At 47.0% G+C, this 21,838-nt stretch carries 17 protein-coding genes; 13 read left to right on the top strand and 4 right to left on the bottom strand.

Annotation, left to right across the window (positions count from 1 at the left end):
* Positions 1–55: 55 nt before the first annotated feature.
* The 11 genes from D829_RS0113040 (at position 56) to D829_RS0112990 (ending at position 13,360) form a co-directional block, all read left to right on the top strand.
* The gene (locus D829_RS0113040) at positions 56–997 is read left to right on the top strand and encodes an alpha/beta hydrolase (protein ID WP_017689343.1); all 942 of its coding nucleotides are present in this window, start codon (positions 56–58) and stop codon (positions 995–997) included.
* Between the two features lie 114 nt (positions 998–1,111).
* Positions 1,112–2,089, top strand: a complete 978-nt coding sequence (locus D829_RS0113035; RefSeq protein ID WP_017689342.1) for a carbohydrate kinase — start codon at positions 1,112–1,114, stop codon at positions 2,087–2,089.
* Positions 2,082–3,548: a sucrose phosphorylase gene (gtfA, locus tag D829_RS0113030; protein ID WP_017689341.1), complete on the top strand. Its 1,467-nt coding sequence runs from the start codon at positions 2,082–2,084 to the stop codon at positions 3,546–3,548. The genes D829_RS0113035 and gtfA overlap by 8 nt, the downstream gene beginning before the upstream one ends.
* A 22-nt stretch (positions 3,549–3,570) precedes the next feature.
* Positions 3,571–4,377 carry an alpha/beta hydrolase-fold protein gene (locus tag D829_RS0113025; RefSeq protein ID WP_017689340.1) on the top strand — a complete coding sequence of 269 codons (807 nt, stop codon included), beginning with the start codon at positions 3,571–3,573 and terminating at the stop codon, positions 4,375–4,377.
* 116 nt (positions 4,378–4,493) lie between these two features.
* Complete coding sequence (locus D829_RS0113020; protein ID WP_036660897.1) at positions 4,494–6,251, top strand: histidine kinase; 1,758 nt, start codon at positions 4,494–4,496, stop codon at positions 6,249–6,251.
* Entirely contained in the window at positions 6,251–7,858 is a 1,608-nt protein-coding gene (locus tag D829_RS0113015) for a helix-turn-helix domain-containing protein (RefSeq protein WP_017689338.1), read from the top strand. The genes D829_RS0113020 and D829_RS0113015 overlap by 1 nt, the downstream gene beginning before the upstream one ends.
* Positions 7,859–8,049: 191 nt before the next feature.
* Positions 8,050–9,585, top strand: coding sequence for an ABC transporter substrate-binding protein (locus D829_RS0113010; protein WP_017689337.1), 1,536 nt, complete (start codon positions 8,050–8,052; stop codon positions 9,583–9,585).
* 80 nt (positions 9,586–9,665) lie between these two features.
* The gene (locus D829_RS0113005; RefSeq protein WP_017689336.1) at positions 9,666–10,589 is read left to right on the top strand and encodes an ABC transporter permease subunit; all 924 of its coding nucleotides are present in this window, start codon (positions 9,666–9,668) and stop codon (positions 10,587–10,589) included.
* Positions 10,590–10,600: 11 nt separating this feature from the next.
* The gene (locus D829_RS0113000) at positions 10,601–11,494 is read left to right on the top strand and encodes a carbohydrate ABC transporter permease (protein WP_017689335.1); all 894 of its coding nucleotides are present in this window, start codon (positions 10,601–10,603) and stop codon (positions 11,492–11,494) included.
* 38 nt (positions 11,495–11,532) lie between these two features.
* Complete coding sequence (locus D829_RS0112995; protein WP_017689334.1) at positions 11,533–12,339, top strand: Nif3-like dinuclear metal center hexameric protein; 807 nt, start codon at positions 11,533–11,535, stop codon at positions 12,337–12,339.
* Positions 12,340–12,496: 157 nt separating this feature from the next.
* Positions 12,497–13,360 carry a divergent polysaccharide deacetylase family protein gene (locus D829_RS0112990; RefSeq protein WP_017689333.1) on the top strand — a complete coding sequence of 288 codons (864 nt, stop codon included), beginning with the start codon at positions 12,497–12,499 and terminating at the stop codon, positions 13,358–13,360.
* On the opposite strand, the gene D829_RS0112985 is transcribed toward D829_RS0112990, so the two are convergent.
* A complete protein-coding gene (locus D829_RS0112985; protein WP_017689332.1) occupies positions 13,335–14,078 on the bottom strand; it encodes an N-acetylmuramoyl-L-alanine amidase in 744 nt (247 codons plus the stop codon). The genes D829_RS0112990 and D829_RS0112985 overlap by 26 nt on opposite strands.
* 194 nt (positions 14,079–14,272) lie before the next feature.
* Between D829_RS0112985 and D829_RS0112980 the strand changes: the two genes are divergently transcribed.
* Complete coding sequence (locus D829_RS0112980) at positions 14,273–14,491, top strand: YqzE family protein (RefSeq protein WP_017689331.1); 219 nt, start codon at positions 14,273–14,275, stop codon at positions 14,489–14,491.
* A 137-nt stretch (positions 14,492–14,628) separates the two neighbouring features.
* Here the strand turns inward: D829_RS0112980 and D829_RS0112975 are convergent, their stop codons facing one another.
* The 3 genes from D829_RS0112975 to D829_RS30975 form a co-directional block, all read right to left on the bottom strand.
* Positions 14,629–15,585 (bottom strand): hypothetical protein, encoded by a 957-nt coding sequence (locus D829_RS0112975; RefSeq protein ID WP_017689330.1) that lies wholly within the window; start codon positions 15,583–15,585, stop codon positions 14,629–14,631.
* A 204-nt stretch (positions 15,586–15,789) separates the two neighbouring features.
* The gene (locus D829_RS30980; protein WP_017689329.1) at positions 15,790–16,989 is read right to left on the bottom strand and encodes a YqhG family protein; all 1,200 of its coding nucleotides are present in this window, start codon (positions 16,987–16,989) and stop codon (positions 15,790–15,792) included.
* Between the two features lie 3 nt (positions 16,990–16,992).
* A complete protein-coding gene (locus D829_RS30975; protein ID WP_017689328.1) occupies positions 16,993–18,756 on the bottom strand; it encodes an SNF2-related protein in 1,764 nt (587 codons plus the stop codon).
* Between the two features lie 463 nt (positions 18,757–19,219).
* Between D829_RS30975 and D829_RS0112960 the strand changes: the two genes are divergently transcribed.
* Positions 19,220–21,769, top strand: coding sequence for an adenosylcobalamin-dependent ribonucleoside-diphosphate reductase (locus D829_RS0112960; protein WP_017689327.1), 2,550 nt, complete (start codon positions 19,220–19,222; stop codon positions 21,767–21,769).
* Positions 21,770–21,838 lie beyond the last annotated feature (69 nt).

The raw sequence follows: 21,838 nt of genomic DNA, 5'->3' as shown, positions 1-21,838 counted from the left end.
CAAAGAAGTGTACGAAGCCCCAGTACTTGGTAGTTATGAGAATGGAGGATAACCCATGGAGTTTGAGAAGCGTGTGGTTCCGGAATTACGGGCAGGATTATCCATACTGGAACCGTTCAGACTTCCCGAAGATTTAATGCAAATACGTGCTATACATCCTCAGGCGGTACAGCAATCCAAAGCTGTCGAGATTGTGGATTTGCAGATCCGCGGGGTACACGGGAATGAGCTGCAGGTCAGACTCTATAAGCCACGCCATGCGGATATCATGAAACGACCGACGTTATTATGGATTCATGGCGGTGGTTTGATTTTAGGCAGCCCCGAAGCGGATGATCAGCTTTGTATCGACTTTGTGTCCGCTGCGGACTGTATTGTGGTTTCCCCGAATTATCGCTTGGCCCCTGAATTCCCTTATCCTGCAGGGTTAGAAGACTGTTATAGCACGCTGCAATGGATATTCGCTTCAGCTGAGGTGTGGGGAATGGATTGCCATCGTATTGCCGTTGGCGGGGCCAGTGCGGGTGGTGGTTTGGCAGCGGCTCTTACACTTTTGGCGAGAGATCGTCATGGTCCCGGGATCATGTTTCAAATGCCACTCTATCCGATGCTGGATCATCGCAATGTGACGCCGTCCAGTTATGAGATTACGCATCCGTCGGTATGGAATCGTGCAAACAACCTAGAAGCATGGCGCATGTATTTGGGGCAGGAATTAACGGAGGGCGTTCCAATCTATGCTAGCCCTGGCCTTGCGACCGATCTGTCGGATTTGCCAGCCGCCTATATGTGTGTTGGCGAACTTGATCTCTTCCGTGACGAGACGTTAGATTATGTCACCCGGCTGGCAAGGGATGGAGTGGAGGTTGAGTTTCATCTGTACCCGGGTTGTTACCATGCTTCTGAACATGTCGTTCCCGAAGCGGACATCAGCCAGCGTATTCGATCGGAGTACATTCAGAGTCTGGTCCGAGCGTATAGGAAGACTGATTTTTAAAAAAAGAGCACGTCTTAATTAAAGCATCAGATAGGAAACGTTATTACAATAAGGTTGTTCTGTCATGCTGTTACTTTTTAGATGATGCTGGCAATGCTTAGAGGAGGGAAGACTATGTTTGAGCTGGATGAAAGGATTACTTTTGAGAATCGTTCCAATGATCTGTTAGCTATCGGTGAGTTGCTGGTGGATCTGATATCCAATGAATACGGAGATCATGCAGAATCTGACGGGTATACACGTTATGTTGGAGGTGCACCTTCCAACATCGCGATCAATGTCAATCGGCTCGGGATACGGTCACGTATTGTTTCAGCCGTTGGAGAGGATGGATTTGGGACATTTTTACTGCAACATCTTCAGCAGGCGGGTATGGATATAGCAAGCATTAAACGTGTGAATGAAGCTACTAGCATGGTTGTGGTTAGTAAAAGCAAGGGAACGCCCATCCCGATTTTTTATCGGGCGGCTGATTATCAACTGAATTACGATGCATCACTTGAGTCGTTGCTGGGTAATTCCAAGATCATTCATTTTTCCTGTTGGCCTTTATCGCGACAGCCAGCCAGGGATACGGTGGAAAAAGTTATGATTGAAGCGAGAAGGAAAGGGATATATATCGGATTTGATCCGAACTTTCATTCAATGATTTGGCAGCCAGGAGAAGATGGTGTGGCTTATGTCAAAGCGATGATCCCGCAGGTGGATTTCATCAAACCATCCAAGGATGATGCGGACCGTCTGTTTGGAGAAGCAACGGCAGAGCAGCATATGCAACGATTTTTGGCATTGGGGGCCCGGTTGGTGATTCTGACGTTGGGGGAAGACGGAGCGATGGTCTCGAATGGCAAAGAGATCGTGACGTTTGCTTCCTGTGCAACAGAGGTCGTGGATACAACGGGGGCTGGAGATGCCTTCTGGTCAGGCTTTTATACCGGACTTGTGGAGGGTTACACACTCCACGAAGCACTGAAGTCGGGGTTTGCTGTCAGTGCCTATAAATTACGATACAGTGGTGCCATCGTGGATCTGCCACCACTCAAGACGATCAGACAAGAGTTTGGAATAGAAGAGGGTGCATCCTATGCTTAAAAATCAGGTTCAATTAATAACGTATCCAGATTCACTTGGAGGCAGTTTGAGCACGCTGGACCAATTGCTGCGAACGGATTTTGCCGATCTTTTCCCGGGAGGGGTCCATATATTGCCACCCTTTCCTTCCTCGGGAGACCGCGGATTTGCTCCACTGACCTATTTGGAAATTGATCCTGCGTTTGGTTCCTGGGATGACATTCGCTCCATTGGCGAGCATACAGATGTACTGGTGGATCTGATGGTCAATCATATTTCACAGCAGTCCCCCTATTTTCAGGATTTTCTGATTAAAGGACGTGCATCTGAATATGCGGATCTGTTCTTGACGCTGGATAAGGTGTGGGAAGATGGTAATCCCGTTCAAGAACATATCGACAACATGTTTTTACGGCGTGAAGTCCCATATTCCAGTTTTGTCATTCAGGAGAATGGCCAGGAGGAGAAGGTATGGACCACCTTTGGCAAGACCGATCCGTCGGAACAGATTGACCTTGATATTCGCGCTGCTGTCACTCAGCAATTGCTTCGCTCCTTCTTTGTGAACTTCAAACAGAACAATGTCAAAATGGTGCGGCTGGATGCGGTTGGCTACGTAATTAAAAAGTTGGGAACCAGTTGTTTCTTTGTTGAACCGGATATTTACGTTTTCCTGGACTGGGTGAAGGCGTTAGCCGATGAGCTGGAGATGGAATTGCTGCCCGAGGTACATGCTCATTACAGCATACAGTACAAGCTGGCGGAATACGGCTGCTGGATATACGATTTTATACTGCCATACCGGGTCCTGGAGGCATTGATTAACCGTTCTGGCGGTGAATTGTGCCGTTATCTGGAGACTAGACCTGCCAAACAGTTTACGATGCTGGATTGTCATGACGGCATTCCGGTCAAACCGGATCTGGATGGATTAATCGAAACGCAGGTTGCACAGCGGATAGTGGATACATGTCTGGAGCGTGGAGCCAACCTCAGTCTTATATTGTCCGATAAACATAAATCGGAGGATGGCTTTGATGTACATCAGATCCGGTGCACGTATTACAGTGCCTTGAATGAAGATGATGATGCTTACCTCGCGGCGCGAGCCATTCAGTTTTTTGTTCCGGGTATTCCCCAGGTCTATTATGTGGGACTCTTCGCTGGAGTAAATGATCTGGAGCGCGTTGCACTGACCGGTGAGGGAAGAGAGATTAATCGCCAGAACTATACGATGGAGGAAATTAAGCGGCAGCTGGAGAAAAAGGTCGTGCTTCGCCTTACGGAGTTAATCCGGTTTCGGAATACACATCAGGCGTTTCAAGGGCAGTTTAGTGTGCTGGAATCAACGGATGATATCATATGTCTGGCGTGGATTCTGGGTGAACAGCAATGCCGACTGACAGTTGACCTCAAAACGTATCAATCCATCGTGAGGTATACCGAAGATTCTGGTGAGTTCGTGGAATATCGGATTTGACCCAAATCAGGAGGTTGCATATATGGCCACAGTACAGGTAAACTTCTTTTCAAAAAGCATGCGCAGAGAAGTGTCGTTTAACGCCCTTCTGCCAGTGGACTCACCCATGATTCCGGGACAGTCTGAGTCGATGAACGGACAGAAGCCCCTTAAATCCCTATATCTGCTGAACGGATACTCGGGAAGTCAATGGGACTGGATTACTTTCTCGCGTATACGTGAGCTTGCTGACCGATACCGGATGGCTATATTTATGCCGGCAGGTGAAAATCATTTTTATCTGGATGATGAGGATAAGGGGGATCTGCATGGACAATATGTAGGCAAGGAACTGGTAGAATTCACGCGTGGACTGTTTCCGCTCTCCGGACGCCGGGAAGACACTTATATTGGTGGTTTATCCATGGGCGGGTATGGGGCGATCCGAAACGGCTTGAAATATGCCGAACATTTCGGCGGTATTATCGCGTTATCTTCAGCCCTTATTTCCTACAAAATAGCAAGTGCACAGCCTGGATATAGTGATGGGATAGCCGATTACAGCTATTTCCGGCGAGTATTTGGTGATCTGAATCAGCTTGAGGGCAGTGATAAAGATCCGGAAGCTTTGGTCTTGCAGTTGAAGGAAAAAAGGATGCCCATCCCGCAAATCTATATGGCCTGTGGTACAGGGGACTTCTTGCTGGATGTTAATCAACGCTTCCGGGATTTCCTGCGGACTGAGAATGTTCCCGTGATCTACACGGAGGGCCCAGGGCTGCATAACTGGGATTTCTGGAATGATTATATTGCCCGTGCGCTGGAATGGGCGGGAGAGACGGTCAATTGAAAGCGTAAGTTAATATAACAGTTGTACCAAGCCAAGCCTCTGAAGGTCGCGAGTAATGCAGCGATGGTTCAGGGGCTGTGTGAATTATGCGATAAAACAAGAGAAGAGGGAAAGCCATGAAGGGAAGACGTTTATCGAGGAGCAGGAGCATCGTAGTTCGATTGTACACCCAGATCACTGTTATTCTGGTCATTCTCTTTGCGGCACTTCTCTTGAGTAACATCTATTCGCTTCAGATTGTACAGAAACAAATTGTCAGCAACTCGGAGCACACACTGGCCATTTATACCGAATCCATTCACAATAATCTGGATATTTATGCCAAGGATCTGATGGAAGTCTTTGAGAATCAAGCCGATTTTGCCCGTGATTATTCGACTCAATACATACACTCTGGAGAAGGAGATTACTTCAAGGAGATGCGTTTAATGAACGCGCTCAAGTCCAAAATGTCCAACAACTACGCCAGTGATGGCATGTTTATTCAGATTGCACGTGACGAAAGGCTCTTGACACTGTTTGGCAACCGAATTCATTCTTCGGATAAGGTGGCTTTATTCGATTTTTTGAAGCAACAGAACTGGCAAGCGCTGAAACTGTCCGGGGATCAGGAAGTACAGTGGAGCATTATAAGTGTGCATGGAACGTTCTATTTGTTCAAGTTTATTACGTACGAGGATGTTAGCTTTGGGACCTATGTTCAAGCGAGTAGTTTGTTTTCCCTGACCAGCAGCGAAGGAGAACCTGCCAGTTCATTTGTGCTGACTGGTCAGGACGGAAGCATTCTGACAACGACCAACACCGAGGTAATCACAACGAAGGATCGTTTGCAAACCGCAGAACAGCAACTGGGCAAACGATATCTTTTTGTAAGCAAGCCGATTGCCGAGTTTGGTGAAATAACCCATATGGTTGCAAAACAAAGCATATTCTCCGGCTTAAAGCTTATTCAATGGCTAATCATTGTTCTTGGAGCAACCTCCATTATTGTGGTGCCACTCGTCATGAGATTTATCGCCAAAGAGATGTTGCGTCCTATTCTCGAGCTTGTCCGGTCTGCAAAAGAGGTGGAGAAAGGAAAGCCGTCCTTCCCGCCACCTTCCAGAGAATACTCACTTGAATTTATGAAGCTGTTCCACGCTTTTCAGTCGATGGTACATGAGATTACTCGTCTGAAGATTCAATCCTATGAAGAACGCATTGAAAAAAGCCGGGCGGAGCTGAAAGTGTTACAGATGCAGATCAGACCACACTTCTATCTGAATGCCATATCGACCATATCCAGCCTTACGTATCAGAACAGGAATGAAGAGATCAGGCAGATGATCCAGATGTTATCCAGGCATCTTCGGTATATGTTCAAGGCAGAGCTGATGCTTGTTAGTATCGATGAAGAGATGAGACATGTTGAAAACTATATTCGAATGCAGGAAATTCGATATCCTGATCAAATTTTTTATATGACGGATCTGGAACCAAGAGCTGGTCTTGTTCGTATCCCGCAGCTATTAATTCAGACGTTTGTAGAGAACTGTTTCAAGCATGCGCTGACATATGGGGAGCTGTTATCCATTTTTATTCGAGTGAATATGGAGATGATTGAAGGCGAAACTTACGTTCATATCGTGATTGAAGACAATGGAGACGGGTTCCCGACCGCATGGCTTCAGGGATTTCAAGAGGGTACACTTGAGGGGCGGGAAGGCGAACATGTGGGTATCGCAACCATTCGGAAAACATTACACTTGCTGTACAAACAGGATGATTTGATGTTGCTCTCTAACGCGGAATCCTCCGGTGCCAAGATTGACATCCGGATACCCGTCTTCTCCGAATTGATTCCTGTCAGCAGATCCGAAAGAGGGGGAGCATAATGAAATGTATGCTTATTGATGATGATGTTCCTACAGTTCAAGTATTAACAGACATTATCCCTTGGGGAGAATATGGTTTCTCGGAAGTGTCCCGGGCCCACTGTGTTCAAGATGCCCAAATGCTGTTTGCAGCAGGCATTCCTGATCTGGTCCTATGTGATATTGAGATGCCGCGCGGTTCGGGAATCGAGATGATCCAGTGGGTCAGAGAGCAGGGATATGACTGTGCGTTTATTTTTTTTACGTGTCACGAAAGTTTTGACTTTGCCTCAACAGCGATATCTTATAACGCTGACTCCTATCTGCTGAAGCCTTTGAATCAGGCGAAGCTTGAAGCGGCTGTGTCGAAGGCGGTGGGTGGATTGAAGTGGAGAAGGCAACTGGGAGAATATCAGAAATTCGGCATGGCCTGGTTGAAGAATAAGGGACTCGTTGAGACCAGTTTCTGGACCGACATCTTGATGGCCACCATCTCACCGCGACTGGATCTGATTCAGGGGGAGATTCACAAACGGGCATTGACGATTGAGACGGAACAGTCCTATGTATTGCTGCTAGTCAGTGTATTTTTGTCAGAGATCGATCAGCGATGGAATGAAAGTACGTTTCGTTATGCATTTGCCAATCTCAGTTCGGAAATCATCTTATTACGTCTCCATTATGACAGAGTAGTATCCTATCAGAAAAACAATATGCTCTATGTTGCTGTGGTGCTGGATGAGCGTAATGGAGATCAGGCACTGCTTGAAGAGCGGGGGAAACGTCTGATTCAACTGATGAATGAGTATTTAAAATGTGTGGGTACCTGTTATATCAGCGAGCCTGAGCACATTGAGGGACTTGCTCAAGTGAAGGCCGAGCTTGAGCGTATGGACAGCTCAAACGTCATGTTCAGAGGCAAGGTGCATTGGCAGAATGCTGTGTTTCCGCATGAGCGCAGGGAAAGATTTGATCTGGATACCCAGCGTTATACAAGCCTGTTTGTTGAGCGGGAGAAGGCTCAGATCGTGAATAGGCTGAAAAAGGATCTGGAGCAGCTCGTTGCCAAAAATCAACTGGATGCTGAAATGCTGCATGTCATCCGTGAAGATTTTCTTCAGGTCGTGTATGCCATATTGGCCAAGCATAATGTGCAGGCCCATCAGCTTTTCATTGACTCGCTTGCACAGCAACTGTATCTTAAGTCGGAGCACAGCATTTTTGACTTTATGAAGTGGGCATATCTGATCACAGAGCGCACGATTGAGACCATTAAGGAAACCCAGCGTTCCGAAGGAATTGCAGACAAGGCAAGGCGTTACATTCACGAGAATTACAGCAAGGACCTGAACCGCGAAGATGTCGCTGCCAGCGTATTTCTGACGCCGGATTACCTAGCCAAAGTATTTAAACAGGAGACAGGACGGACCATGAAGGAATACCTCAATGATTACCGGATTGAAGCCGCCAAGCATATGTTAATAGACAGCCGTTTAAGTATCGGACAGATTGCCATGGAGACCGGGTATGAGAACATCTCCTACTTTTCCACCGTATTCAAAAAGCTTGCAGGCGAAACTCCAAATGCGTTCAGGTCCAGGCATCGTCATGTGCAGAAGAAAGGTTGAGTACAAGCCGTTGCATGGCGATGATCTCCGGAGACTCTGCTTCATCAGGAGCAGGGTTTTTGTTGTACCTGCTGTCAGGTGCATGAAACCGTATTAATGAAAAAACAGTCCGTTTTTGTTAAAGCCGTATCCTCTTACATTTTATAAAATGAAAACGAATACAAGTTCGACATGAGGAGGTCTGAAGCAAGATGACAAAAACAAAGAGAATATGGGGTTCCCTGCTGTCACTGGTGTTGTGCGGTTCACTGCTGGCAGGTTGCGGTGAAGATACATCGTCTTCAACTGCTGGAGAAGGTGCGGATTCGAAAAAGGTGGACAAGGTGGTGTTCGCGATGCCTTCCTTCAATCGCATTCCGGATGATATCAGCAAGGTTACAGATGCCATCAATGCAATTACCGTTCCAAAAATTGGGGTGGAGGTCGATTTCAGACTATACGGTCCGGCTGATTATGCTCAGAAAGTCAATCTTGCCTTGCAAAGTGGTGAGCAAATGGATGTCTTCACGACGTTGGGGCAATTCACGAATTACGTGTCAAAAAACCAGCTATATCCGCTCGATGAATTGCTGCCGGAGTATGGTAAGGAATTGACTCAGATTTTGGAGCAGGATTTTGGTCCGAATCTGCTCGATGCTACAACGATGAATGGACATGTCTACGGCATTCCGGTAAATAAAGGCATGTCGCTGCCAACCAATATCGTCTACAATGCCGACATGCTGAAGGATGCAGGTTATACAGCGGATGATCTCACCTCTTTGGATGGTCTGCCGGATATCTTTGAAGCGGTTAAACAAAAGAATCAGGATGTCATTCCCTTTGGACCAGTTAATGTAAATCCAAGTGACACCAATTTGGTTCATGCACTGAAAGGGCTGCACAAGATTGACTTTTTGTCAGATACGACCGGCATTGGCGTGGTTGTAGGTGATGATGGCAAGGTACGGAATTTCTATGATACGGATGAGTTCAAGAATGGTGCAAAAATGATGCGTAATTGGTTTGATCAGGGCTTCCTTGAAAAGGATGCTGCGACGACTTCAATTGGCTTCTCGGATACGATTGCCTCCGGACGCGGATTTTCCTTCCTCGGCGGATACAGTGGGATGGAGGCAGCCAAGGCGCTAAGCGCACAGACGGGAAAAAACCTGGAAATGAAACGTTTGGTACCTTACTATTTCGATACGAGTGCAGTTAACCTTGTGAGCTGGATGGTATCCAGTACAACTAAAGTTCCTGAGGGTTCGGTCAAATTTTTGAATCTGCTCTATACAGATCAGCAACTGATCAATACCATATTGTACGGCATTGAAGGGGAGGACTATGTCAAGGTGGATGAGCATCACGTGAAATTCCCTGATGGCATGGATGCCTCCAGTGTGCCTTATACAGCCATGCTGAGTACAGGCATCGTAGGTTCGGAATCGCTGCAATATCAGCTTGAAGGTGTGAATTGGTCTGATGTTGAGCTGAAGCTCCAGGAGAACAAGGAGACGGAGAGATCCCCTTATTTCGGTTTTATCTTTGACCCGAGTGAAGTGAAGACGCAGATGAGTGCGGTCACCAACGTGGTCAATCAATATCTGCCTGCATTGGTAACGGGTGTGCTTGATCCGGATACGACGATTCCCCAATTCGTGAAAGCATTGAATGATGCGGGTGCTGACGATATTATCGCAAGTAAACAAAAACAGCTGGATCAGTGGATTGCCGAGCAAAAATAAAATGTGCACTAACGTTCAATGATGAGCGGTGTGCAGGGTGTAAAGTGTACCCGCTCATCATTAAGGAGGAGAATGGAGCAATGACTGTGAAAACCAAATCCGGAGGGCTTAGAAAAACGCTCCCGTTACTGCTGCTGGCTGCCCCTGGTCTGTTATATTTCCTGATTAACAACTATCTGCCGATGGCGGGCATCTTTATTGCTTTCAAGGATGTGAATTATGCCAAAGGCCTATTCGGGAGTGACTGGGTAGGGCTCGACAATTTCAAGTTCCTGTTTCAGACCAGCGATGCCTGGATCATGACACGTAACACATTGTTATACAATATCGCTTTTATCGTACTCGGCACCCTGTTGTCCATTGTTATCGCCATTCTGATGTCGGACTTGTTGAAGAATGGTTGGTCCAAGCTGTTCCAGTCGGGACTTGTCTTGCCCAATCTCATCTCGATGGTTGTCCTGTCTTACATCGTATATGCGTTCCTGAATGCTGACAGCGGGTTCATCAATAATTCCATCTTGAAACCACTCGGCATTCCCGAGATCAACTGGTATTCGGAAGCCAAGTATTGGCCCTATTTGCTGGTGTTCATTCAATTGTGGAAAACGGCAGGGTACGGCTCCATTGTGTATATTGCCTTTATATCCGGTATTGACAAGAGCATATACGAAGCTGCGAAAATCGATGGTGCAGGCAAGCTCAAGCAGATTCGCATGATTACGCTACCTTTGCTGAAACCAACCATTATCATTCTTGGACTAATGTCCATTGGACGAATCTTTAACTCCGATTTTGGCTTGTTCTATCAGGTGCCGATGAATGCAGGGGCTTTATACAGCACTACGCAGACGATTGATACGTACGTGTACCGGGCACTGATGCAAGTGAATGATATCGGCATGTCAGCCGCTGCTGGGTTGTACCAATCCATCGTTGGATTCATTCTGGTCATGGTTGCGAATACGATTGTCAAAAAAGTTAATCCTGAGAACGCACTATTTTAGGGGGAAGCACTGTGATACAAACCAAAGGTGAACGCACATTTCATGTGTTTTCCATTATCGCCATGGGAATATTTACGTTGCTTGCATTTCTGCCGTTTATTCTGATCCTCATGGCGTCATTTACCGATGAAACTTCGTTAATTCGAAACGGATACAGCTTCTTTCCAGAGAAACTGAGTCTGGATGCGTATGCATATATGTGGTTTTCCGCTTCAACCTTTGTCCGGGCATACGGTATATCCTTTCTCGTCACGACACTTGGAACAGCCTTGGGACTGTTAATTACGAGTATGCTGGCTTATCCGATGTCTCGCCAAGATTTCAAATATCGCAATCTGCTGGCATTTATCGTATTCTTCACCATGTTATTCAGCGGAGGAATTGTACCGTCCTACATTCTGTGGACCAAATACTTTCAGATCAAAGATACGCTGGCAGCACTCATTGTGCCCAATCTGCTCACCAACGGATTCTATGTGCTGCTGATCCGAAATTTCTATAAAAACAATGTGCCTGTTGAGTTGATAGAATCTGCACAGATCGATGGCGCCTCCGAAATCCGCATTTTCTATCGGATGATGCTGCCTTTGTCCGTGCCCGTACTGGCAACCGTCGGACTATTTATGGGTCTGGCCTATTGGAATGACTGGATCAATGCGCTTTATTTTATTACAAAGCCACAATATTACGGGATACAGAACATGCTGATTCGTTTAATGAATAACATCCAATTTCTGAAATCGAGTCAGGCAAGCACCATGCTGGGAGCGAATGCAGTCGAGCTGCCAAGTACAGCGGTTCGTATGGCCATGGCAATCATCGGTATCCTGCCCATTCTGGTCGTTTTCCCTTTCCTGCAGAAATACCTGACAAAAGGGATCATTGTTGGCGCAGTGAAAGGTTAATTGCTGGATCATAAAAGTTAAAAAAAGGAGGAACAATCATGAATGTTCAGCAAGTGATAGAGATCGTCATGCAAGATTCCTGCGGGGATCAAAGGTTGGTAACAACCGGGGATGTACTGGTCACTGGAAAAGAGGATAGTGTCGTCACAGGCATTGTCACGACATATATGGCAACCGTTGATGTCATTCGTCAAGCCCATAAAGCAGGAGCCAATCTGATTATTACACATGAGCCTACCTTTTATACCGGGGCGGATCAGTTGGATTGGATAGAGCAAGATCCTGTGTATAAAGCCAAGCGCAAACGTATTGAGGATTACGGCATATCCATCTGGAGATATCATGACTATATGCATATGGCTCAGCCGGATCGAATCTATACAGGACTGCTTCGGGAGCTTGGCTGGGAGTCAAAACAGGTGGACTACCCTCATCCATGGATATATGAGATTGAACCGAAGCAACTGAGTGATCTGGCTAAAATGTTGAAGCAAAAGCTAAAGATGGATGTCCTGCAAGTTGTGGGACGACCTGACATGACCTGTTCTCGGATTGGCATTCTGGTTGGAGGGGGGAGTCTGGGATTAGGCAAAGAATCCATGCCGATGGAATTGATGAGGGAACAACAGCTTGATGTTATGATCTGTGGTGAAATCACAGAATGGACGCTCTGTGCATATGTGAACGATGCAACAATGCTCGGAATGAACAAGGCAATGCTGGTGATTGGTCATGAACGAAGCGAAGAGTGGGGTATGAAACATATGACAGAATGGCTGCAGCCGCTGGTGGGTAATATCCCGGTACATTTTATTGATGCCAAAGAACCCTTCCTGTATCTGTGAACTAAAATCATAAAGTCTGTACGTGTAAAGTCTGCATGGTTGCAGGCTTTTTTTGTATTGCAGCTGTTTTAGAATGAATTGGGAAAGCGCTTGTTTACATATAAGTTCCGTCTGAATCAAACAATGAGAACACCAAGTTAATAAGGGGGCAGTATCTATGATTCGAAAAAAAATGGGCCGCAGCTATGTATTAGGTTCAGGATGTCGATGGCTTATAATCTTTTGTGTTGTAAACATGTTTTCTGTAGGAACAGCAGCAACAGCTTTTGCTGAGCCGGCAGCTTCAGAGTCCACATCAGCGAATCACAAACGCTTAGCGATTATCATCGATGATGTTGGTAATGACATGAAGGGTACGGCAGAGATCCTGGCGATGCCAGTCAAACTGACGGTAGCGGTCATGCCTTTTTTGCCAACAACGAAGAAAGATGCGATAGCTGCGCATGAAAAAGGGATGGATGTGATTGTGCACATGCCCATGGAACCCAAGAAAGGACGACCTGAATGGCTGGGCCCGGGTGCAATCACATCCAATCTAACCGATGAAGAAGTCCGCTCACGCGTGGAGAAAGCGATTGATGATGTGCCCCACGCGATTGGCATGAACAATCATATGGGTTCCAAAATTACTTCGGACAAACGCATCATGTCAATTGTGCTCGATGTATGCAAGGAGAGAGGCCTTTTCTTTGTAGACAGCCGTACGAACTTTCGCACCGTAGTGGGGGAACTGGCCATATCCAAAAATATGCCACCTGTAGGTAATGACATTTTCCTGGATGATCAAAACTCCAAGCAACACATTCGCAAGCAATTGGATCTGGCAGCTCAGCGTGCGATCGACAAGGATATCTGTGTTGTCATTGGTCATGTCGGTCATTCGGGGATGAACACATCCGCAGTGATTCGTGAATCCGTCTCCCGTTTGCAAAATCAGGTTCAATTTGTAGGAATTGGTGATCTGGTTCGAGATGTGTGGAACTGGCGTGCTGCGCCTACACTACCGACAGATAATAAATAATGCCGTTGGCAATAGATTGGGCGATTCGTTTTTGCTCAGAGGGATCACTCATTCTGGCTCGATCTTCGGCATTGCTCAAAAATCCGGTTTCGACGATGACGGCAGGTTGCTTCACGTAATTTAATAAATAAAAGGGCTTGCCCCATACGACGCCGTGCTCCGTTCCGAACAACTTGTTCATGGCGTCTTGAATGGATTGGGCCAGCAAATAACTCCTGCCTTCCTTCTGGTGTAGTACCACCGGGCCATGTGCACCTGATCGGGGACTCCAGTTCGCATGGATGCTGACCACGATATCTGTACTTACTTCTTCGCTAAGGCTCTTACGTTGGGCAAGATCCCTCGTATGTCGGGAGCGGCTGTTCAGCCAGCGGTTATCATCACTAAGTGCATAATCGCCAAGTCGATTGATGATAACGGCATAACCTTTGCTGCGAAGCAGGAGATAAACCTTTTGGCTAATGGCGAGGTTGATATCTTTTTCCAGAACACCTTGGGCTGACGTACCACCGTCAATACCGCCATGACCTACATCGAGCAGGATAACCGGTGCTGCAAATGCATGATGACTTGAGCGATAAGCATCTCCATCGGTCACCGGCAGCATGGATGGACTGTTCTGGGACGGGGCTGCTTTTCCATAAGGGACATGGGGCAGCATGGGAAGGCAATTGAAGCTGATTAGCAAGGCTACCGAAGCGGTCAGCAGCTTATACATGGGATACACACTCCTTCATGAAATAGGTATCGAATGCAGATTAATGACTGTTTGGATACCTTTGGCATTAGACTGTGCATTCTGAGTTTTTTCATACCCCTTTCAATAAAAAAATGTTTAACCATTACACATCTTGCACACAATAGTACTATCGTAAGCTCCGCGAATGTGCAGGAGCGAAGGAGGCAGTTGTTATGGCCAAAAGTGATGAATTGGTAAAATACATTACGCAGCGTGTTGTTCATTATATCGATACGCCGAAGGATGAGCGGAAAGATCGCACCAAAAGGAAAGAGCCGTGGGCGATGAAGTGGTTTGGTATGATCCCTTTCGCTGTATCCCTGTGGGTGGGGAAAAAGGAAAAAGAATTCGATACACAGTCTCATAAACGAAGTTCATCGGGCAAAGGGTAACGATCGCTTACCTATTTCACTAATGTAAAACCAAAAGACGCAATCCCTTTAATACATGGGAAGGCGTCTTATTTGTTGTGGATGTTTATTGTTTTAACGTTATCTGAATCTGAATGATCTGTAGAGTTAGCTGATGGTCAAGGCTTCAAGATGTAAAACTGACCGTCTTGTTGTAATGTGCTCAAAGGAACAAAGCGTTGAATGGATGATTTTCCACCTAGCGCTACATATAGAATGGACTCTGCTTCCTGATCTGCATGCCATAGCTGATAACCGCTAACGGGTAGAGGTCCACCGTATACGACGTTACGATCATCCGCTGAGAAAACAATCTCTTGATTTTCCCCGTGTTGTATCACATCTTGTGCCTGGTCGGCAGCAACAGGCTTGGAGGTAATCCACAACAGATTGTCAGCCGGATTGAAGACGGGTCGCAGATGAAGTGGATCGACTGATAAAGATGGCGTTGTGGATAAATCAGTTATGATGGCAGAGAACTGTTTGGAATCAGCCTCCAGCAGGTTCAGGAACTCTGACGGTAGTACATCTCCGTTCGTAGCATCCATATAAAGTGCAGGATGGTTAGGTTGTTCCACTTTCCAATAAGCCAGCAGGGGAAGAGCATAACCAAGATGCAGCTCTCCTCCGCCAGCAAGTAACGCCTCAAGGTTCACATGTTGTCGATCCAGCGCTTGTCCAAGAAGTTCATTGTTGTATGGTGACTGTTCTCCTTGACCATATTCACTAAGTAGCAGCTGACCCTGCTCTGTGGCCGTAATAATCATATATCCAATTGGTTTACCATCAAATGCAGCTTGCACCAGCCAGCTATGTGTACCCGGCCCCAGAGGGTAGAAGTTCAGGTCGGCATTGTTCCAATGTGCTTCGGTGTTAGCCGTGCCAAGTGCAACAGCTTGTAGTTCTGCAAACCGTTGCACAGCAGCGGGAGCTAACTTGTCATTCTGAAATGTACGATGTTCGGGACTATATTCTGTGGAAGATGCGAGAGATAGTGAAGATTTTGTTTGTTCTTCAGCATTGGCTATTGACCAAAAAGAGAACAGGGCAAGACAACTGAGCAAGCCCAAGGTCATACAGGTTGTTTTCCGAGCGTTGTTCCAACACATATGAAAGAATCGTTTCAAATTTACACCTACTTTTCATTTATCCGTTACCTGAGAGCGTCCTAATTTCATTCTAGGGGACAGGCTATGCGAAGGTTGCTGCAACCTGTCGGGCGGCTAATCATGAATAAACACTACTTTTGCCAGCATTTGCAGGAAAAGTAGTGTCTTCGTCTATCTTAAGTGAAACATGCCGCTGCTAATGGCAGTCACTTTCACTTTGGGTTCATATTGCCAGATCATCTCGGTCCGGCGTGTCTCATACTGCAGTTTCATAGCTTCACGATCGATTACCGCCTGTTTTGCTTTCTCTTCTTCGGCATCTGTCTCGGAGTCGATCGGTACTGCGGCCTCTGCCGCCAGTTCTACATCTGCGCCAATGGGTTTAGCGTTAGTTATATCCAGAACGGGTTTCAGTGGTGCCGATGGCGATGACGTGCGATTAGAATGAACCATCTCTGTGTCTGCAGCTAAGTTGCCGGTTGATTCTACCTCAGGCGTATCTTCTCGGAGTACCGCTTCATAGTAGGTATCCAACACATCCAGCTCCAGATCAAGCCGCTCTTGGGCTTTCTCTGCCCAGCTATAATCGAGTTCCAGCAAGCGGTTCGTCAAATGAGATTCCAAAGCAGCTCCGGCATCAAATAACGAAACTTTAGCTGTCTGTACATGCATGTTCTCCGCAAGTCTCGGACTAAGATCACGTCGGTTCAGCTTAGTGCCGAATTTTTCTATAATTTCACCCGAGCGAAGGGAGATGCCGAGAAAATGCAATTCCTCCCGTTTCAAATCACAGGCGAATTCCACCTTGAAACAGACACCAAGCCAAGGCTCATATACGGCTGGCGCTGTAGCCCGCAATTGCCGTTTGGCAGCCTGTTCGAACAGGTTCACGAAGGCACCGCCTTCACAGGCAGCGCCGAAAATCTGCTGGAGTCTGCGACTGCCGTACACCACTTCTTCACGCAATATTCGTCCTGGCCCCAGCTGTGGCAACGATGGCGTAATTCCGAAGTAACGGCCTAGAATAGTTTCTTTTGGTGGATCGCCTTGAGGACTGCCGTTGGTTACGCCATTCGTTCCATCAGGGTTAGGTACAACAGGAGGTGATGCTTGCGCAGCTTTGGCTTCTGCTGCTTCAATGGCCTGCTGATAACTGTCAGGATCAAATATAAATGTAAAGGACATCGTCTCAGCGGGTGCTCCGGTTCGTTCCACGAACCCCCAATAATAGGGGCGATTGGTCAACGCTTTGTCCGCCTCAGGCGAGAGTTTGACTGTAACATGGGCAGGGGAACGCTCCATAATCTGACAATCAAGTGTTTCCAGATAGGTGAGAACATAAGCCTGCACTTCATGGGGAGACATGGTCATGAGTTAGCTACCTCCTTTGCGAAGATCTAACAACCCGGATACGGCAGGCCCTTCATCTGAAACCTCACGTTGAATAGAGTTCAGCGATTGTCCAAGTGAATCCATTTTGCGGCGAATATCTTCATCAGTTTGTGATTCCAATATGATTTTGTACAAACTTTTCTCAATAGACTCCTTTTTCTCCAGCCGTTCCAGAATGACATCCAGCCCGCCGATCACCATCTCGAACATATTGATCTTCTCATGCAGCAGACTCAGAATATGTTCCTCAATGGTTCCCGTCGTAGATAAATTGAAGATGTTCACGTCATTTTGCTGTCCCAGCCGGTGTACCCGACCGATCCGCTGCTCTACCCGCATAGGGTTCCAAGGCAGATCAAAGTTGATCATATGGTGACAAAATTGCAGATTAATGCCCTCACCACCCGCTTCGGTTGCAATCATGGCCTGTACACGCCCGCGGAAGAGATCCATCATCCAGTCTTTTTTGCCTCGATTCATACCACCCCGATAGGGTACCGCCGTAAGTCCGTTGTTGCGGAAATAGTTCAGCAGATACTCCTGCGTGGCCCGGTATTCAGTGAAGATGATCACTTTTTCATTCATGTTCTTAACCAGTTCCATCGTTTTCTCTGCTTTGGTATTCTCCTTGATCGCTTTGATATGAGCAACGAGTTCCCAAATCTTGTCCCGAAGAGGAGAGTCCAGCGGAAGTTTTTTCGACAGATTAACCAGTGTCACGAATACAGCATCCCGACTGCTGCACACTTCCCGTTGCAATGTGACAAGGGAGAGCATACTACTGAGGTTGCCGCCAGCTTCCTGGTACTGGTCTTTAACAAAGGAAGTCACGCCATCGTATAGCGCCTGTTCTTCGGGCGACAGTTGCAGATTCACATTGGATACGTTCCGTTTGGTAAATTGAACGGGGCCTTCGCCGCGGCGGTTACGAATCATGACTTTGGACAACTCGTTCTTGAGCTGCTCCTGATTTTTCGGAACCCGCTTGTCTACGACAAAGTTGGCCGCAAAGTCACCCTGACGACCCAACTGACCCGGCTTCAGCAGGTTGATCAGATTGAACAACTCGCTCATATCGTTCTGCACAGGTGTAGCTGTAAGCAGCAGGCAGTATTTTTTGCGCAATTTCAGCATGAATTGATAGTTGGTTGTTTTCTTGTTTTTCAGCTTATGGGCCTCGTCAATAATGATCATGTCGTAATCAGTATTCAGCAGCATATCTTTATGCGGGTCACGTTTGGCTGTATCCATGGAAGCAACAACCACTTCATTCTGCCAGGAATAGGCCTTTTTCTGGGCAATGGCAGGGATGCCGAATTTCGAATTCAACTCCCGTACCCATTGCAGTACAAGAGAGGCCGGCACGAGGATGAGTACTTTGGATACGAGACCCCGAACCATATATTCTTTCAGAATGAGACCGGCTTCAATGGTTTTGCCAAGACCCACCTCATCGGCGAGAATGGCCCGGCCTGACATTTCAAATAATACTCTGCGTGCAGTGTCCATCTGGTGAGGGAGCGGAGTAAGGCCCTGTAGATGCTTCAAACACTGGATTTCGTCAAAATTGGGAATCAGATTTGTTTCTTCCGCTTGAATGCCGAGTTGAAAGAGTCGGTAATCCCCCCAAGGGCCTCCTTTATCCAGTCGTGATTCCAACTGATTGATCCAGTCCCGATCAAATTCCAACGGAACGGGCAGTTCGGCTACAGGTTGATTCGTGTGGTGCGGGTTTTTCCGGTTCATGGTGCTTCCTCCCCTGCCATACGTGATGACGTTTTATTCGTAGGTAATAGTATGGACGAATGAGAGTCAGTTCATAACTATGTGGGTTCAAATAAGGAATATTTACACTTGTCACTCCGATGACAGAATAACCTTCCGATCGCTGTTATCCCCAGATTTCTTTGATTCCCTTTTCTGGAGGGGGAAATCCGGGGATAAAGGCGAACGCTTCGCTTCTTCAGGTTATTTCTGTCCTCTCCGTTCTTGTGTAAAAAGTTTAGTTGAACCAATGTGAACTACAGTTTATTTGCAAGAAGTTTGTTCGAGCAGGGGAGTCTATAAAAATAAGGTCTGTGATAAAAGTCATATGGATAATCAATATATGGTGTATTATACTGAATTCATATCACTATATGTGGTGTTTCATCATATTTTATTCGTATAGTGAAAATGTACCTTTATTCCGGGGAGGTTGAACGTAGCGATGAAATCAAACCAACGATCGTACCAATTAGAAGGACTCAGCGAAAAAATATTTCTGGACCGATACGCCTGGAAGGACGCTGATTCGAATCATGCCAAGGTCGGAGATGTTGTATTGATATTAACGAAGGATGATCCCAAGTTCCCAACTAAGGAAGTGGGCGAAATCATAGAACGTCAGGGGCAGCTTGTACAGGTAAGGACTCGAAGCGGAGAGATGATTGAGACAAATGTGGAGAAACTGACACTCAACATAGAAAAAACACCGGAAGAGATGTGGGACCGTCTTGCCAAAGCGATGGCTTCTGTCGAATCCACAGCCGATCAGCGGGCAACGTGGGAGTCCAAGTTCCGCTCCGTGTTGGAAGATTGGAAGTTAGTACCCGGAGGCCGCATTGCTGCGGGTGCGGGGGCAAGCGATGAGTTGACACTCTTCAATTGTTATGTCATTCCGTCTCCGCAAGACAGTCGGGGTGGCATCATGAGAACCTTGACCGAGATGACGGAGATTATGGCACGTGGGGGAGGCGTTGGCATTAATTTGTCCTCTTTGCGTCCTCGCCGAGCGGTGGTGAAAGGTGTCAACGGATCATCCAGCGGTTCCGTATCGTGGGGCGGATTGTTCAGTTATACGACTGGACTGATTGAACAGGGCGGAAGCCGCCGGGGTGCGCTCATGCTCATGATGAATGACTGGCATCCGGATGTGCTTGATTTTATTACCGTGAAACAAACGATGGGGCAGGTGACCAATGCCAATCTGTCTGTATGTGTGAGCAACGCATTTATGGAGGCTGTCAAGCAGGACGGAGATTGGGATTTGGTTTTCCCCGATACGAACGATCCAGACTATGATACCGAGTGGAACGGGGATATGCAGCAATGGAAAGCCGCAGGTCATTCGGTGGTGCACTATCGTACGCTGAAGGCTCGCGAAATCTGGCATACCATTATTGAATCAGCCTGGAAATCGGCAGAGCCTGGTGTGGTATTCATGGAGTATTATAACCAGATGTCCAACAGCTGGTACTTTAATCCGATCATCTGTACTAATCCGTGCGGGGAACAAGGCCTACCTGGCTGGGGTGTATGTAATCTGTCAGCGATCAATCTGTCCAAATTCTATGATGAAACAAATCATGATGTGGCATGGGATGAGTTGGCGGAAACCACCCGCATCTCGGCTAGATTTTTGGACAATGTCATCGATGCAACACCATATCATTTTGAGGAAAATAGACTGAATCAGCAGCGTGAACGCCGGGTTGGGCTTGGCACGATGGGACTGGCAGAGCTGATGATTAAGCTGCGTATTCGATACGGCAGTCCTGAATCTCTTGTTTTTCTGGATAAACTGTATGGATTCATGGCGAAGGAGGCCTATCTGGCATCGGCAGAGATTGCAGCAGAGAAGGGAGCTTTCCCAGCTTTTGAAGCTGAACCGTATTTACAGAGTGGATTCATGAAAAACATGGTTGCGACGTACCCTGAAGTGGGAGAGGCCATTCGTAAACAGGGCATTCGAAATGTCACACTGATCACACAAGCGCCAACGGGAAGTACAGGTACGATGGTGGGCACATCAACAGGTATTGAGCCGTATTTCGCCTTCAAGTATTTCCGTCAAAGCCGTCTGGGTTATGATGAACAGTTCGTACCGATTGCACAAGATTGGCTGGATGAACATCCGGGTGAAGCTTTACCAGACTATTATGTGACAGCGATGGATCTGTCGGCTGAGAATCACATCCGGGTGCAGGCTGCGATTCAGCAATGGGTGGATAGCTCAATCTCGAAGACGGCCAACTGTCCGGCTGATTTTACAGTGGAGGATACGGCTGAGCTGTACGAACTGGCCTTCGACCTTGGCTGCAAGGGAGTGACGATATACCGCGATGGCAGCAGGGATGTGCAGGTGTTGTCCACGTCGAAGAAGGAAGAGAACAAGGCCGAAAATGAGAACACGGCGGAAGCTGAAGAGAAGCAAGGGCAGGCAGGTGTTGAAGCTTTAAGTAGCGAGGTTGATGTTGAAACCCATACTTCTTTTGAAGTCTCTTCCTCTACTACAGTGCTGGATAAACAATATAGAAGCCGCCCTCAGGTACTGCGTGGTGCAACATACAAAATCAATACGCCATTCGGGATGGCTTACATTACGATCAATGATCTGGAGGGAACGCCGGGAGAAATCTTCCTGAACGTGGGCAAAGCGGGATCGGACGTGTTCGCGATGGCTGAGGCACTCGGTCGAGTATGTTCTCTGTTTCTTCGATACGGAGATCACGGGCACAAGGTTGAATTGTTGATCAAACATCTCAAGGGAATCGGCGGTTCAGGAGCGATTGGTTTCGGAGCTAACAGGGTGGAATCGATTGCTGATGCAGTCGCCAAAGCATTGGAAAGTCATGTACAGAGCCCATATCCAAAAGTGGAGGAACAGAAAACCTTTATCGAATCGAGAGATTTATGTCCTTCATGCGGCTCGGCATCCCTGATGAATGTGGAAGGATGCAAAACATGCAGCAACTGTGGGTACAGTAAGTGCAATTAAAAAGCATTTGAAAAAAAGAGAAAAAGAAAAGGCACTCCTGACTCCATCATGAAGTCAGGAAATGCCTTT

Source organism: Paenibacillus sp. PAMC 26794 (genome assembly GCF_000316035.1).
Classification (GTDB): Bacteria; Bacillota; Bacilli; order Paenibacillales; family Paenibacillaceae; genus Paenibacillus.
Note: the sequence above shows the minus strand (reverse complement) of the source record. Positions and strands in the feature narration are given on the sequence as shown.